A 13,530-nucleotide genomic window follows, 5' to 3' on the forward strand; every position below is an offset into this window, starting at 1 on the left:
CCTTTGAAGGTCACGAACGGCTTCGGTTCCCCCGGACAGGGCTGCGATCCGCTTCTCAAGTGCTGCGCGGCCTGGCAAGCGGTCCAGTACATGCCGCGCATAGGCCCCTTGGGCTTTCGCATAAGGTACCCAGTCGGGGTCCTTTGGATTCTCCATCCAGCGATAAGGATCGATAGTTGTGATGCCAAAACGGGTCATGACAACCGGCTCCGCCCGAGCGACAGGTGGCCTGATTGCGGCATAAGCTGGCTTTAAACCGATAAGCCCTACGCCAGCGCTTGCACCAATTCCTGTCATCAATTTCCGTCGTGTCGTCATTATCCCCCCCACATAAAATTGGTGTACTCTGAGACACCGCCCCTGCAATCACAAAAACGTTATTATCTGGAATTCAAAAACGTCAATCGAAATCTTGGACCCGTGCCCTGCCCGCCCCTACTGTAGCCAAACCTTGCCCATACGATGACATCCGACCTCAAACTTCCTATCTGCTCGCCATGACCGATACACCCCTCACCCTCGTCAAAGCATGGACCGCAGCGCGCAAGCGTTTAGAGGCGGCACAGATCGACACACCTGTGATCGATGCAAGGATTTTGTTGCTGGCTGCCGCCGAAACAGATCGTGCCACGTTGATTGGCGACCCGCACCGGCTTTTGACCCCGGAAGCGGCCGCGCGCTTTGAGACCTTTGTGCAACGCCGTGAACAGCGCGAGCCTGCCGCCCATATTGTTGGCAAGAAAGGATTTTGGACGCTCGACCTCATCAGCGACCGTCGCGGTCTTGTGCCGCGACCCGAGACAGAAGTTATTGTCGATTTGGTCCTAAAAGCGCATGCAGTGGATGTGCCCAACCGGGTGCTAGACCTTGGAACAGGTTCTGGGGCCATTCTGTTGGCGCTTTTGGCCGAGCGCAAAAGCTGGACCGGCGTTGGCATTGACCGCTCTGAAGAGGCCTTGGCCCTTGCTGCTGAAAATGCCGCTTTGCATGGCCTGTCGGACCGTGTCGACTTGCGGCTGGGCGATTGGCATCAGGGCGTGGACGAAAAATTTGATATTGTCGTCTCAAATCCCCCTTACATCCCATCGAAAGTGATCGACTCGCTGCAAGACGAAGTGCGTCTGCATGATCCCCGCTTGGCGCTTGATGGTGGCGAAGATGGACTTGATCCGTATCGGATTTTGTTTGCTGCCTTGCCGCAAGTTCTCAAACCCTCAGGTGTATTTGCTTTTGAGTTCGGGATTGGGCAAGCCGACGCTGTCTTGGCGCTGGCCGAAACTGTCCCTGGACTGATTAATTTACGCGTGATCAAGGACTTATCTGACATAGATCGTGTCATTTTTGGGACGCGTGCCGAGTGAGAAAGCCTTCCCTCAGGTCGATTGACCGAAATCGGCCAAATTCTGGGCTAAAAAAGCCTTTACAGATATAAATTCCATTCGCACACTTTCCTGGTCTGAAGCGGATCCACCCAAAAAAAGGACTGCACAGGCAAGGGAGGACAATATGGCTAGAAAAGCATTGCTCAACGGGGCAAGTGCCCTGTTGGCTGTTATGATCACGACAGGCGCGACGCAGGCATTCGCACAATCCACCACGACAGAGGAAGCTCCAAAGAAAGAAGTCGAAGTTATTGTGGTAACCGGTTCCTTCATTCGGGGGACTTCAGAAAGCGCTTCATTACCCGTGAATGTGATCAGCTCGGCTGATCTGGAAAAGGCGGGCACCCCCAGCACGGTTGAGTTGATCAAACTCCTCAACGTCTCAAGCGGGGTCCAAGGCGACACCAACCAGTTTGATGCCCGCGCGCAAGGCAATGAAGGGGCAGGCTCGGTCAATTTGCGCGGCATTGGTCCAGAGCGGACGCTCGTGCTTCTGAATGGTCGCCGGATGGCCTACAACCCATTCGGGTTGGTCGGCACGGTCGTCGACACCAATTTGATTCCGTCGGCCGCAATTGGCCGGGTTGAAGTGCTCAAAGACGGTGCTGCGGCGACTTACGGTTCTGACGCGGTGGCCGGCGTGGTCAACTTCATCACACGCACCAATCTTGAAGGCTTTGAAGTCGGTGGCGACTATAAGGCCATCGACGGCTCTGACGGCAATTACACGCTCGCCGCCTCTTGGGGCCATCAAACAGATCGAGCAAAACTCTTTGTCTCGCTCGGCGTTCAGATGAAAAGTGAATTGCCGCTGATCGAACGTGATTGGGCCAATCGAGACTATCTCTCGAACCCAGAAGGAGGTTGGTCGGCAGCAGGCAACCCCGGCACTTATATCGCAATCGGCCCGACGGGTGCACCGGTTTCAGCAATTACGCGGGAACCAAATTGTACAGGCTTGGGTGGCTTTGCGGGCTTTAGCGCGACCACACCTGTCTGCTTCTTCCACTTCACGCCCTATGACAACATTGTTGAAAAGGAAGAGCGGTCACAGCTGTTTGCGAGCGCAGATGTAGACATCAATGAAGACCATACGCTGCATGCGGAACTTCTGATCTCCAATACCAATACACCGGAATGGAAGACCTCGCCGAGCTACGCCTTCTTGCAGGCACCGTCCGCTCAAGCCCTACCTGCGATTTCAGGTCTGCCCGGGCGCTTCTTCGTACCCGTCACCAACCCCGGCTATATTGACCTTTTGGCCAAGAATCCCGGCCTGTTCCCTGCCAGCACGATTGGCGTGAACATGTTGGCCTATCGGCCATTCAGCTATGGCGGCAATCCGAAATTCACCCCAGATGACCCACGTGGTGGCTCGCAAGGGGAGCGCAGCTTTGAAGCTGTGCGCGTGTCTGTCGGACTGAAAGGGAAACTGACCAACACGGTCAATTATGACGTTAATCTTGCGGCCATGGATGATACCGGTATCCGCACGGGCTATGACGTCTTGGTCAACCGCTTCCAGCTTGCGCTGCGGGGCTTAGGTGGCCCCAATTGTAATGTGGCTGCCAATACGCCGGGGGCCAATGGCTGTCAGTGGTTCAGCCCATTTGGCACCGCCATTCCCGGTAATTCCATCACGGGCGTTGCTAACCCGCAGTATAATGCCGCCTTGGGGGCAGCTAATGCCGCTTTGGTCGATTGGTTCTATCCAGAAGTGCGCACCAAACAGACCTCCAGCTTGGTCGTGTTTGATGCCGTCATCAATGGCGAAACCAGCTTCAAGCTAGGCGATGGACCTATTGGCTGGGCTTTGGGCTATCAGTATCGGAAGAATAGCTTCCGTTCTGATTTCTCTAAGTTTTCAGATCTAACCCAACAGCCTTGCGTCTCCTCGCCAGACTTTAACAACAACACCTGCGCAGCCGTAACTGGCCCAACAGTGTTCTTGTCCGGCTCATTCCCTGCCAATGTTAGTGCAGACGTCAATGCAGCCTTCTTCGAGCTCCGCTTGCCATTTACCAGCAATTTTGAAGCCCAAATTGCTGGACGCTATGAGGACTTCGGTGGAGCCGTCGGCTCAACCTTCAATCCGAAACTTTCGGCGAAGTGGCAAGTCACCGACGCGTTCGCGGTGCGTGGTTCTACCAGCACCACATTCCGGGCTCCGTCAGTGTCCAACATCCAGCCAACCTCTGTGACAACGTTGCAGAGCATTTTGGGGACGTTCCGGGCCGTTGATATCTTCGGCAATCCAAACTTGGAACCAGAAACCGCAACCACCTATAATTTGGGTGCCTTGTTGGATACGGGCAATTTCAAAGCATCAATTGACTATTGGCGCTTTGACTTTGACAATCCAATCGTGAACGAGCCAATCGCTGGCCTTGTCTCAACCTTGTTCCCAACAACTGGGGTCGGCAATTGCGGCAATCCAACTTTTGCCGCGATCCAGGCCAAATTCACCTTCAGCGGCGGCGTTTGTAACTCGGCCAATATCTCGCGTCTCAACACCACGGTGATCAATGGCTCTGCCGTCTTGACTGACGGGGTAGACATCAGCGTGGATTACACCTTCAGGGACCTCTTGGGCGGCGATTTGAAGCTGGGGCTCGATGCCACCTACACCATGAGCTATGATGTCGACCCACTCTCGATCGGGGGTGTGCCGGTGGCACCAGCTTTGGATGCCTTGGGTAAGTTGAACTTCCAAACCACCGCCTATCCGCTGCCGCAGTATAAGGGCACGCTCTACGGCCTTTATGAAACTGGGGGTCATTCGCTCCGCTTGGCGATGAACTTCATCGATGAGTATGAAGACCAGCGCACGGCACCGTTCGCGCCCAGCTTAAACTACAGCGCGGTGGCCGGAACGCCCGCCTCCATCACCACAGGCAAAACGATTGAAGCTTGGCAGTCGTTTGACCTGACCTATCGCTGGGCGATGGACAATGATCTGACCTTCACCTTCGGTATTGAGAACATCCTCGACAAGGATCCAAGCTTTGCGCGCTTGGAACTCAATTACGATCCATTCACGGGCAACCCCTTGGGCCGGACCTATAAGATTGGCCTGAAGAAAGCCTTTGGTGGCCCGAAGTAAGCTTTAAGCTTTCCGACCTAGCAGCGGCCCGACCTTATCCTGGTCGGGCCGTTTGCATTGCGCCCCAAGGAGTTTTAACTGAAACCAACAGAATTAGGTCTTTTCAACGCAAGCTAATCAAGCTAAGAGATCATTCGTCCGTGATGCAGCCCAAAGGGGGGCCTGTATATGGAAACGACACACCATCAACTCTAGCCCAAACCTTTAATCCGCTTTCGCTCTGATCTTGGCCCTGGGTCTTGATTTCAGTGACATGCAATTTGAGGCTTGTGGAATCAAGGAAATGATCGTGTGAATGCAGTCTGTCCGTGAGACGTTGAAATCCATTTCGGGATTAGGTGTTAGCGATAGCTGTTTTTGGAGCCGGTTGTGCAAGGTCACGGATCAATTGCACGAAAACCACGCTCTCTTTTTTAAATCTTTGCGTGTCAGACGTCTTTTGGAAGCAGTCACGCAAAAACCATGAAGCCGGCTTGCAGGCTTGCTCATGGCACTAATTGGCCAAACCACAGCCAGGAAACAAATAGGGCTTGCATGATGAAGCGGCAACGCGGTCGGGGACGTAATCCAGGCCAAAAACCACAGAATAACAATCCAAATCGCGCCTATGAGTCGAACGGACCCGACATTAAAGTCCGGGGTTCGGCGCAGACGGTGTTTGAAAAATACCAACAGCTCGCCCGCGATGCCAATTCTTCCGGCGACCGCGTCCTAGGCGAAAATTATTTGCAACATGCGGAACATTATTTCCGCGTCTTGCGCGCCATGCAGCCGACTTTTGTGCCGCGCACCGAAATGATGATCGCAGGCTATGAAGATGAGTCTGACGATGGTGACGATACCAATGAAGCCATGGAAGGCGCTGAAGGCGAAGGCGTTGAAGGCAGCGAAGGCGCGCCTCAGCCAGAGTTTAATCAGAACCGTCAACCTCGCGAAAACCGCTTTGACCAAAACCGTGGCGAGGGTCGCAATGAACCCCGCGGTGAAGGTGACGAAGACCGTTTTGGCCGCCGCCGCCGCCGCCGTAGAGATCGCTTCGGCAATGAGATGCCCTATCAAGCCAATGGCAGTGGGGAAGAAGGTCAAGGCGAAAATTCGCGCCCACCACGGCAGGATAATCGCGGCGACACGGGTGGAGAGCAGGGCTTTAACGGTTCAGGTGAAGGCTATGCCCGTCCGTTGAGCGCACCGCCGAGTGAATTTGCTGAGCCCACAAGCTTTAGCGAACCCCAAGAAATCGTCGCCGCTTCGGAAGCCGCGCCTGCGCGCGAACGTCGCCCACGTCCACCCCGTGCCCCACGCCCACCACGGGAAGCCAAAGGTGAGGATTCAGGTTTTGGCGGGGAATTGCCCGCCTTCTTGGCGGCCCCTGTTCCAACACCGACAGCGGACTAAACTAGACAGCTTTATCTGGAAATTTAAAGGGCGGTGGAGCTTAGGCTTTGCCGCCCTTTTTGGTGATCTATCCCCATGCCCCCCTGCCCGCGTTATCTTTGATCCCATTTCACGGCGTGCCATTCAGGGTAGAAGTTCAGTCGGTAGCGTCCTATGTCTCAAGGAAGATGAATTGGAGTGGGTCGATGAAATCAATAGCGCAGACTTTGCGTTCCGCTGTGGCGCTTGGCCTTTTGGCGAGTGTTGGATTGGTGTCGGGTTGCGGTCAAAGCGCCCCAACTACAGCAGAAACACCTAAGGCTTCGACGGCAACCAATGCCATAACGACCGAGCAAATGCCGCTCGCAAGCTTTGGCATTATCAACGCAAAATTACGTACGCCCATGGCGGGCCGTCCCAGCGCTGGTTATCTTTCGATTGAGAATTCGGGGCCCAAAGCAGACCGCCTCGTCTCCATCTCCTCACCAGATTTTGCTCGCGTGGAAATGCACGATACGCTCTCTGAAGGTGGAATGAAAAAGATGGTGAAGCTTGATGGCGTCGACATTGCCGCAGGCTCAACGCTCGAATTCACCCCCGGCGGCAAACATCTTATGCTGTTTGAACCCACCAAACAGCTTAAGAATGGCGATAGCGTAAAAATGACGCTGACTTTCGCGCAACTAGGCCCAATGGAAGCAAACTTCGTTGTCCTCGATGAAATCCCACGTGCCGGAAGCGGAATGGAGGAGATGGATCATAGCAAAATGGACCACAGTAAGATGGATCACGGCTCCATGGATCATGGTGCGATGGGCCATGGTGACAAAAAGCCTTGAGCCCATGCTGCCTGCGGCAGGTGCGGTGCAAAGGCCTAGTCGGGACGCCAACACCTCGTTAAACCTGACCCCGTGACCATACCTCTTGACGCCCAACCTCGCACCTTTGTGGAACGCGCACCCCTCGCGTGGCAGCCCTATTTGCGTCTGTCCCGCTTTGATCGGCCGATTGGGTTTTGGTTGTTGGCCTTGCCCTGCTTCATGGGGCAGTTCTTGGGCCGCGCCGGGATTGGCTTTTCCACGCTGGACGCTCTGCTCTTAGCCCTCTGGGTGATTGGCTCTATCGCCATGCGCGGGGCGGGCTGTAGCTTTAACGACCTTGTCGACCGCGACATTGACGCCAAAGTAGAGCGCACGGCGGGCAGGCCCCTGCCCGCAGGCTTGATCAGCGCCAAACAAGCCCTGATCTGGACGTTGGCGCAGTGTTTTGTGGGCCTTTTGGTCTTACTTGCCTTGCCGACGCCGGCCCAAATCATGGCGCTGTGCGCGATCCCGATGGTGGCAGCCTATCCCTTCATGAAGCGCATTACTTGGTGGCCGCAAGTTTGGCTGGGCCTCACCTTCAATTGGGGCGTGCTGGTCGGCTATGTGGCAGTCATGGGCAGTCTCGATACATCCGCTCTTGCCCTTTATGCCGCCTGCGTTGCGTGGACGATCGGCTATGACACCATCTATGCCCAGCAAGACGTCGAAGATGACGCGCTCGTCGGGGTAAAATCGACGGCGCGTTTGTTTGGCGATTACGCTAAGCGCTGGGTTGGTGGTTTTTATCTGGCGACAACCCTTTTGGCCGCAGGCGCCTGCCTTTTGCGCGATCAACCTCTCGCCAGCCTGATCGTCGGCCTGTGTGGTGTGTTGGCATTTGGTCTGCATCTTCTCGGACAGGTCAGGCAAATACCGGCAGATGGGCTAGCCAAAGAGCCTTTAGCCCTGTTTAAATCCAACAAGACCGCAGGCTTGATCTTGGTAGTCGGTTTGATGGTGCAGGCGCTTGTCGGCTGGGCGCTGTCCTTGGGGGGATTGGGATGAGCGAAGCTTTGGCGGCCTTGGACCCGGTTATGGCACGCTTGGTTGCGACCCATGGCCCGTGCCCGATCCCAACGCGCGAGAGCCAGAGCGCCTATCAAAGCCTGTTTCGCGCCATTGTGTATCAGCAATTGTCTGGCAAGGCGGCCGGCACGATTTTAGGCCGCGTGCTGACCCTGTGTGGCGATCCAGAAGCGGCACCAGATCCTGCCCATTTCCTCAGTCATTCAGACGAGGCTTTGCGTGCTTGTGGCCTATCACGACAGAAGCTTGCCGCCTTGCGCGATCTTTCCCAAAAGCGACTGGACGGCATTGTGCCTGACAGCGCCGAAATCGATCATCTGCCGGATGAGGAGATCATCACCCGCCTAACAGCTGTACGCGGCGTCGGTCAGTGGACGGTGGAGATGTATTTGATGTTCACTTTGGGTCGACCTGATGTATGGCCCGTCGATGATTTGGGCGTGCGCAAGGGTTGGATGATGGCTTATGGCCTTCCCGAAATGCCCAAGCCAAAGCCGTTCAAATCGATGGCGGACCACTTGCGCCCCTACCGCACCCAAGCCGCCTGGTATTGCTGGCGCGCCGTCGATACGGTGACACCCGATGCGTAAGGGCTGGCTTATCGCCACGCTTTGCCTCTGCCTCAGTGCATGCGCGAGTGTGGGCGGCATGCAACCCCGCACACCCGCAGAGGCCCTTATCGGCACTTGGAATAATCAAGCCCAAATCAAAGCCGCGCCAGCCGAACTCTTGCGCCCACCAGCAGCCGGAAACCCCTATCCGTGGGTGGATGCGCAAAGCGCGCATTTCTTTGAGGTGAAGGCTCCAAAGATTGCCGGGCCGAAAGATCAGGCGATCTATCTCGTTTGGCGCAGTGGCGATGCCACCGGTCCCATTAGTCGGCAGCGTTTATGGGTGTTTCGCCCGCAAGAAGGCGGCAGAATGGTGATGGACTTTTACGCTTTCAAAACCCCAGAAGCCTTCGCAAACGCGCAACCCGGCACGGCTGCTTTCCAAAATGTGACCTTGGACGATTTGACCGCGTATGGGCCCGCCTGCAGCTTGCCGGTCATCAAAACCGCGACGGGCTGGACGGCATCCATCCCTGCTAGCTGTTCCATCACGGCGCGCTCGGGCCGGAAGATGACCTTGTCTGCCGTGCTGACCTTGGATGGCGAGCGTTTTAGCTATCAAGAACACGGACTGCTGGAATCGGGTGCTTATGCGTTTAAAGTGCCCGGTGGCCCCGCTTATCAATTCACCAAAAAAGGACCTGCCTCATGACCCTGCTGATCTTAGGACTCATCATCTTCTTGGGCGCGCATGCCTTTGTGCGGTTTCGCGGACCGCGAGATCAAATGGCCACCAAATTAGGTGCCCAGCCCTATCGCGGCGTGTTTTCGCTGATTAGTTTGGCGGGCTTTGTGCTGTTGATTTATGGCTATGGCCAATATCGCGCGGCTGGTATGATCCCGGTCTGGACGCCGCCGACTTTCCTCAGCCACATCACCCTCCTCCTCATGTTGCCGGTTATGATCCTTTTGGTTTCGGCCTACTCGCCCGGCAAGATTAAGGCCGCCGTCGTGCACCCCATGCTCGCCGCGGTCAAAATCTGGGCTTTGTCCCACCTTTTGGCCAATGGGGATTTAGGCTCTATGCTGCTATTTGGCAGCTTCTTTGCTTGGGCCTTGTTTGCCCGTATCCGCCTTGGCAAGGCCGAGCGTGTGAGCTTGCCGATGGGGACGGGCGACTGGATTGCCATCGGGGGTGGTGCGGCAATCTGGGTGGGCTTTATTGCGGGTCTGCACAAAGTGCTGATCGGCGTCAGTGTATTTGGCTAAGCCATGCCAGCCCCAACAATCGACCCCAAAACCATCTTTACACCAGAGGAATGGGCCAAGCTGCGCCAGCGCAATGACTGGATTGGCCTTGGCTTGGTGGCTCATGCATGGGTGGTAATTGGGTTGGCTGTTGCGCTATTTGCTTGGGCTCCAAACCCGCTGACTTGGCTGATCGCGGTTATGGTTGTGGGCGCGCGCCAATTGGGGCTTGCCATCCTGATGCATGAGGCCGCCCATGGTGGCCTCAGCACCAATCAAAAACTGAATGACTTTGTTGGTCACTTTTTATGTGGTGCACCCGTTGGTGCATCTCTGCATCGCTATCGGCCTTATCACCTGTCGCACCACCGCAATACCCAGCAAAGCGACGATCCGGACCTGGGCCTTGCTGCCCATTTCCCGATCAGCAAGAAAAGCTATCAGCGTAAACTCATCCGGGATTTAACCGGGCAAACCTTTTTCAAACAAACACTCAGACCTCTCTGGGGGTTTCTGCGTGCACCGGGTCAAGCAAGCCCAGAAGCCCGCTCAGCAGCCTTAACATTCTTGGGCGCACAGGCCGCTATCTTTGTAATTTTTGCCGCTGCTGGCCAAGCTTTTGCTTTCTTCGCCATTTGGATGGTTGCCCAAGCAAGCTGGTATCCTGCTGTCACGCGCTTGCGCAATATTGGCGAGCATGCCTGTGCCACACCAGACCCAAGCGACCCGTGGCGGCTGGCCCGCACCACTTATGCCAATCCTTTAGAGCGTTTGCTGATTGCGCCCTATTGGGTCCATTTTCATGCCGAGCATCATTTATGGATGTACATCCCCTGCTATCGGCTGGAAGCCACACATAGCCTTTTGAAACAGAAAGGCTTGACCGAAAAGATGGAGGTTAAACAAGGCTATCGCCAGATTTTAGAGCTTGCAACAGCGAAGCAAGCCCTTTGACTTACGGCTCCAAACGGACGGGGACTGGGTTGGCTTCCAAAGCCGGCATCGCGCCGTAAGGCGATTGGGCAGTGCTGGGCATGTGGCGGTCGATTGCTGCATTGTCGGCCATATCCGCCGAAGATACGGTGCTGGTGGCGCAGCCAGAAAGGGCTAAGAGCGAAAAAGCGGTTAGGGCAACCAAATTAAGCTTCATAACTTCCCCCATGACCTTAAACCAACGAACCCAAAAAAAGCCTATATCCCGCCGCCATGTTCGACCAGCACAACTTAAGCCACCCACAGAAGGCTAGGCAAAGACCTAGACTTGTCAAGTATCAACTTAAATTTTTCAGGGCTGAATCAAAAGAAAAAGGCCCATTTCTGAGAGTGAAACAGGCCTTCATCTGCGATCTTTTAAATACAGTTAGCTGTTGGGCTGGCTCGCAGGCGCCGGCGCGCCTTCTGGCTCCAAGGTTACTTTCATGGGATTAGGTACCAAATCCAGCATGGCTCCTGAACTGGCGTCCACGCCTGCCCCAATCAGGCCGCCGACAAGAACATTGCCCGCCATTGCCGCCCCACCAGCACCGGCAACTTTTGTAACCACCGAACCCGTGTAGGTCTTGTAACCAGGCTTTGTAACCGTAACCGTAAACTCAGATTTGCGTGGCATTTTAAATGTGCAAGGCGTGGCCAAGCAGCCATAGCCATTGGTGGTCGAAACCGTTGCACCAGACGGCATGGTTTCGATGGTGAATGTGGTGTTCGTACCCCGCGTTATTGTCGCGCAGCCAGACAGCGCCATTGCGGAAATTGCAACAGCAGCAACTAATTTTAACTTCATACTTTCCCCCAAAAAATCAAGCAAAACAGGAAAAATCTGGTTTGAAAATCTATCGCAAGCCCCCAATCCCATTTAGTTTTGCTTATTCAACACAACTTACGATATGAGGCTCAAGCTAAACACCGGCTCACCCTTGTCAATCACGGCAGGTGCAGATTGTTATCATTAGTAAAGATTGCCTGTGGTCGCAGCTTAAACAAAAAGATAAATGGTCATGAAATTGGATAGCTATACGTCTTTTATTGTCGACAATACGCGCCAATTAAAGCCACCACATTGCCCAGAGATAACCCTACATTTGGCTGATAAAGCCGTTGCTTTATGGCAATTGACCGCAGATGAGTTGGATCAACAAGGCCTGCCTTTGCCATTTTGGGCCTTTGCTTGGGCGGGTGGGCAGGCGTTAGCCCGCTATCTTCTGGACAATTCAGCGATCGTTGCTGGCAAGTCAGTCTATGATTTGGCATCTGGCTCTGGTCTTGTCGGCATTGCGGCGAAATTGGCGGGCGCAGACCAAGTAGTCGCGGTTGATATTGATCCTTTTGCCATTGCTGCCATCACCCTCAATGCCGCCAGTAACGGCGTCGAACTTGCAACCCATCAGGGCAATATAATAGGCCAAGATCTGCAGGCAGACGTATTGCTGGTCGGCGACCTTTTTTATGAGCGCGAGATCGCCGAGCCATTATTTGCGTGGCTTCAGCAGTGCCAAGAAAGAGGTGTTCTTGTCCTGATCGGTGATCCCGGTCGAACCTATTTGCCTAAGGATAAGCTCCAAGAGCTCGCCTGCTACCAAATCGAAGTCTCACGCGAATTGGAAGACCAAGACATCAAAGTGACTCGCGTTTGGGGTCTTGCTTGACCCACGCCCGATTGTTCGATTGAAGAGGTCCAAATTCAGCCTATGTGATGGTCAAAACATCCAAAGCGCGAAACCACTAAGAAGGACGTGACATGAGACATTGGTTTGCTGCCATTCTGGCACTTTGCAGCCTAAGCGCCTGCTCTGGGCCACAGGTGCTCAACCTCGTGGCACAAACGCCGGGGCCCGTTCAGCAAGATATCAGCTATGGCCCACTGCCGCGCCATATGTTGGATATTTATTCGCCAAAGGTCATGCAGGCCGACACCCCGGTTCTGGTGTTTTATCACGGCGGGTCTTGGCAATATGGTTCAAAGGATGACTATAAGTTCTTAGGATCTGCCTTTGCGGCGCGCGGCATCCAAACCGTCGTCGTCAATTATCGCTTGCATCCAGAAGTGATTTTCCCGGCCTTTGTCGAAGATGGTGCCAAGGCACTTGCCTTTACGCAAAAGTCGATTGCGAAGGGGCGGCCGGTGTTCATTGCTGGCCACTCCGCTGGTGCCCATATTGCCGCGATGATCGCGCTGGATCCTCAATTTCTCGCAGCCGAGGGAACCACGATTTGTGATGCGGCCAAGGGCGTGATTGGCATTGCCGGGCCTTACGATTTCACCCCTGTCGAACCGGTCTTTAAACGTATTTTCCCAGCCGAAATTCTACCCAGCACTAAGCCTATCACTTATGCCGCCACGAAAGCCCCGCCCATGTTATTGCTCCATGGCACCAAAGACAAAACAGTGGACCCAAAGCGCAGCGAGCAATTGGCGGCTGCCTTGGCGGAGCATAAAAATCTGGCTTATGTGAAGCTCTATCCCGGGGTCGAACACCTCTATATTCTTGGCGCAATTTCGCCAGTGGTACGGCGCAGCGCCCCAACTTTGGCCGACACGGTGAATTTCATCCAAGACCAAAAGGCCGCTGGCTATCCCGGCTGCGCCAGTCAGGTCAAAAGCTAATGCGGCGCTTTGATCCTTCTGCCCGCAATGTCTTGGGCGGACCACTTGAAGTCTGCTCGATGAACCCGCTAACTGGCTGGTTCAGGAATGGCTGTTGTGAGACCGAAGGCTTAGACCATGGCACCCATGTCGTCTGCGCCGTCGTGACCAAGGCCTTTTTGGCCCATCAATTGCGCGAAGGAAATGATCTAATAACACCGCGCCCGGAATACAGGTTTGCGGGTCTTAAACCCGGCGATCACTGGTGCGTCTGCCTCACCCGTTGGAAAGATGCGCTGGATGCGGGCTGTGCACCACCGATCATACTGGAAGCGACACATGAAGAGGCTTTAGTTGTTGTGCCGCTAGAAACCCTCAAATCCTATGCGGCGGAGGCCTAAAG

Annotated in this window: 14 protein-coding genes and 1 pseudogene; 12 read left to right on the forward strand and 3 right to left on the reverse strand. The window is 54.9% G+C overall.

Annotation, left to right across the window (positions count from 1 at the left end; all coding sequences use genetic code 11):
* Positions 1–318, reverse strand: a pseudogene (locus IOB61_RS04595) (hypothetical protein); the annotation flags it as partial.
* Between the two features lie 179 nt (positions 319–497).
* On the opposite strand from IOB61_RS04595, the gene prmC reads away from it, so the two are divergent.
* From prmC to IOB61_RS04640, 9 genes are all read left to right on the forward strand, one after another.
* Positions 498–1,361, forward strand: a complete 864-nt coding sequence (prmC, locus tag IOB61_RS04600) for a peptide chain release factor N(5)-glutamine methyltransferase (RefSeq protein WP_290812866.1) — start codon at positions 498–500, stop codon at positions 1,359–1,361.
* A 145-nt stretch (positions 1,362–1,506) separates the two neighbouring features.
* Positions 1,507–4,485: a TonB-dependent receptor gene (locus tag IOB61_RS04605; protein ID WP_290812869.1), complete on the forward strand. Its 2,979-nt coding sequence runs from the start codon at positions 1,507–1,509 to the stop codon at positions 4,483–4,485.
* A gap of 534 nt (positions 4,486–5,019) precedes the next feature.
* Positions 5,020–5,880, forward strand: coding sequence for a DUF4167 domain-containing protein (locus IOB61_RS04610; RefSeq protein ID WP_290812872.1), 861 nt, complete (start codon positions 5,020–5,022; stop codon positions 5,878–5,880).
* A 185-nt stretch (positions 5,881–6,065) separates the two neighbouring features.
* The gene (locus IOB61_RS04615; RefSeq protein ID WP_290812875.1) at positions 6,066–6,698 is read left to right on the forward strand and encodes a copper chaperone PCu(A)C; all 633 of its coding nucleotides are present in this window, start codon (positions 6,066–6,068) and stop codon (positions 6,696–6,698) included.
* Positions 6,699–6,770: 72 nt separating this feature from the next.
* Positions 6,771–7,727 carry a 4-hydroxybenzoate octaprenyltransferase gene (gene ubiA / locus IOB61_RS04620; protein WP_290812878.1) on the forward strand — a complete coding sequence of 319 codons (957 nt, stop codon included), beginning with the start codon at positions 6,771–6,773 and terminating at the stop codon, positions 7,725–7,727.
* Positions 7,724–8,338 (forward strand): hypothetical protein, encoded by a 615-nt coding sequence (locus IOB61_RS04625; protein ID WP_290812881.1) that lies wholly within the window; start codon positions 7,724–7,726, stop codon positions 8,336–8,338. Before ubiA ends, IOB61_RS04625 begins: the two co-directional genes overlap by 4 nt.
* Positions 8,339–8,396: 58 nt before the next feature.
* Positions 8,397–9,011 (forward strand): CpcT/CpeT family chromophore lyase, encoded by a 615-nt coding sequence (locus tag IOB61_RS04630; protein WP_290812884.1) that lies wholly within the window; start codon positions 8,397–8,399, stop codon positions 9,009–9,011.
* Entirely contained in the window at positions 9,008–9,568 is a 561-nt protein-coding gene (locus IOB61_RS04635; RefSeq protein WP_290812887.1) for an NnrU family protein, read from the forward strand. Before IOB61_RS04630 ends, IOB61_RS04635 begins: the two co-directional genes overlap by 4 nt.
* A gap of 3 nt (positions 9,569–9,571) precedes the next feature.
* Positions 9,572–10,501 carry a fatty acid desaturase family protein gene (locus tag IOB61_RS04640; protein WP_290812889.1) on the forward strand — a complete coding sequence of 310 codons (930 nt, stop codon included), beginning with the start codon at positions 9,572–9,574 and terminating at the stop codon, positions 10,499–10,501.
* A 1-nt stretch (position 10,502) separates the two neighbouring features.
* On the opposite strand, the gene IOB61_RS04645 is transcribed toward IOB61_RS04640, so the two are convergent.
* Together IOB61_RS04645 and IOB61_RS04650 are read right to left on the reverse strand one after the other, a co-directional pair.
* Positions 10,503–10,697: a hypothetical protein gene (locus tag IOB61_RS04645; RefSeq protein ID WP_290812892.1), complete on the reverse strand. Its 195-nt coding sequence runs from the start codon at positions 10,695–10,697 to the stop codon at positions 10,503–10,505.
* Positions 10,698–10,907: 210 nt separating this feature from the next.
* On the reverse strand, positions 10,908–11,327 hold the full coding sequence (locus IOB61_RS04650) for a PEGA domain-containing protein (RefSeq protein WP_290812895.1): 420 nt from the start codon (positions 11,325–11,327) through the stop codon (positions 10,908–10,910).
* Positions 11,328–11,541: 214 nt separating this feature from the next.
* On the opposite strand from IOB61_RS04650, the gene IOB61_RS04655 reads away from it, so the two are divergent.
* The 3 genes from IOB61_RS04655 (at position 11,542) to IOB61_RS04665 (ending at position 13,528) form a co-directional block, all read left to right on the forward strand.
* Positions 11,542–12,189, forward strand: coding sequence for a methyltransferase (locus IOB61_RS04655; protein ID WP_290812900.1), 648 nt, complete (start codon positions 11,542–11,544; stop codon positions 12,187–12,189).
* Between the two features lie 92 nt (positions 12,190–12,281).
* Positions 12,282–13,148, forward strand: a complete 867-nt coding sequence (locus tag IOB61_RS04660; RefSeq protein ID WP_290812903.1) for an alpha/beta hydrolase — start codon at positions 12,282–12,284, stop codon at positions 13,146–13,148.
* Positions 13,148–13,528 (forward strand): DUF2237 domain-containing protein, encoded by a 381-nt coding sequence (locus IOB61_RS04665; protein ID WP_290812907.1) that lies wholly within the window; start codon positions 13,148–13,150, stop codon positions 13,526–13,528. Before IOB61_RS04660 ends, IOB61_RS04665 begins: the two co-directional genes overlap by 1 nt.
* Positions 13,529–13,530 lie beyond the last annotated feature (2 nt).

Origin of the sequence: Aquidulcibacter sp. (assembly GCF_020253525.1) — a bacterium.
Classification (GTDB): Bacteria; Pseudomonadota; Alphaproteobacteria; order Caulobacterales; family Aquidulcibacteraceae; genus Aquidulcibacter.

Coding starts and splice junctions, on each gene's coding strand:
- prmC (WP_290812866.1), top strand. CDS start 498: ATGACCGATACACCCCTCACCCTCGTCAAAGCATGGACCGCAGCGCGC.
- IOB61_RS04605 (WP_290812869.1), top strand. CDS start 1,507: ATGGCTAGAAAAGCATTGCTCAACGGGGCAAGTGCCCTGTTGGCTGTT.
- IOB61_RS04610 (WP_290812872.1), top strand. CDS start 5,020: ATGATGAAGCGGCAACGCGGTCGGGGACGTAATCCAGGCCAAAAACCA.
- IOB61_RS04615 (WP_290812875.1), top strand. CDS start 6,066: ATGAAATCAATAGCGCAGACTTTGCGTTCCGCTGTGGCGCTTGGCCTT.
- IOB61_RS04625 (WP_290812881.1), top strand. CDS start 7,724: ATGAGCGAAGCTTTGGCGGCCTTGGACCCGGTTATGGCACGCTTGGTT.
- IOB61_RS04630 (WP_290812884.1), top strand. CDS start 8,397: ATGCAACCCCGCACACCCGCAGAGGCCCTTATCGGCACTTGGAATAAT.
- IOB61_RS04635 (WP_290812887.1), top strand. CDS start 9,008: ATGACCCTGCTGATCTTAGGACTCATCATCTTCTTGGGCGCGCATGCC.
- IOB61_RS04640 (WP_290812889.1), top strand. CDS start 9,572: ATGCCAGCCCCAACAATCGACCCCAAAACCATCTTTACACCAGAGGAA.
- IOB61_RS04645 (WP_290812892.1), bottom strand. CDS start 10,697: ATGAAGCTTAATTTGGTTGCCCTAACCGCTTTTTCGCTCTTAGCCCTT.
- IOB61_RS04650 (WP_290812895.1), bottom strand. CDS start 11,327: ATGAAGTTAAAATTAGTTGCTGCTGTTGCAATTTCCGCAATGGCGCTG.
- IOB61_RS04655 (WP_290812900.1), top strand. CDS start 11,542: ATGAAATTGGATAGCTATACGTCTTTTATTGTCGACAATACGCGCCAA.
- IOB61_RS04660 (WP_290812903.1), top strand. CDS start 12,282: ATGAGACATTGGTTTGCTGCCATTCTGGCACTTTGCAGCCTAAGCGCC.
- IOB61_RS04665 (WP_290812907.1), top strand. CDS start 13,148: ATGCGGCGCTTTGATCCTTCTGCCCGCAATGTCTTGGGCGGACCACTT.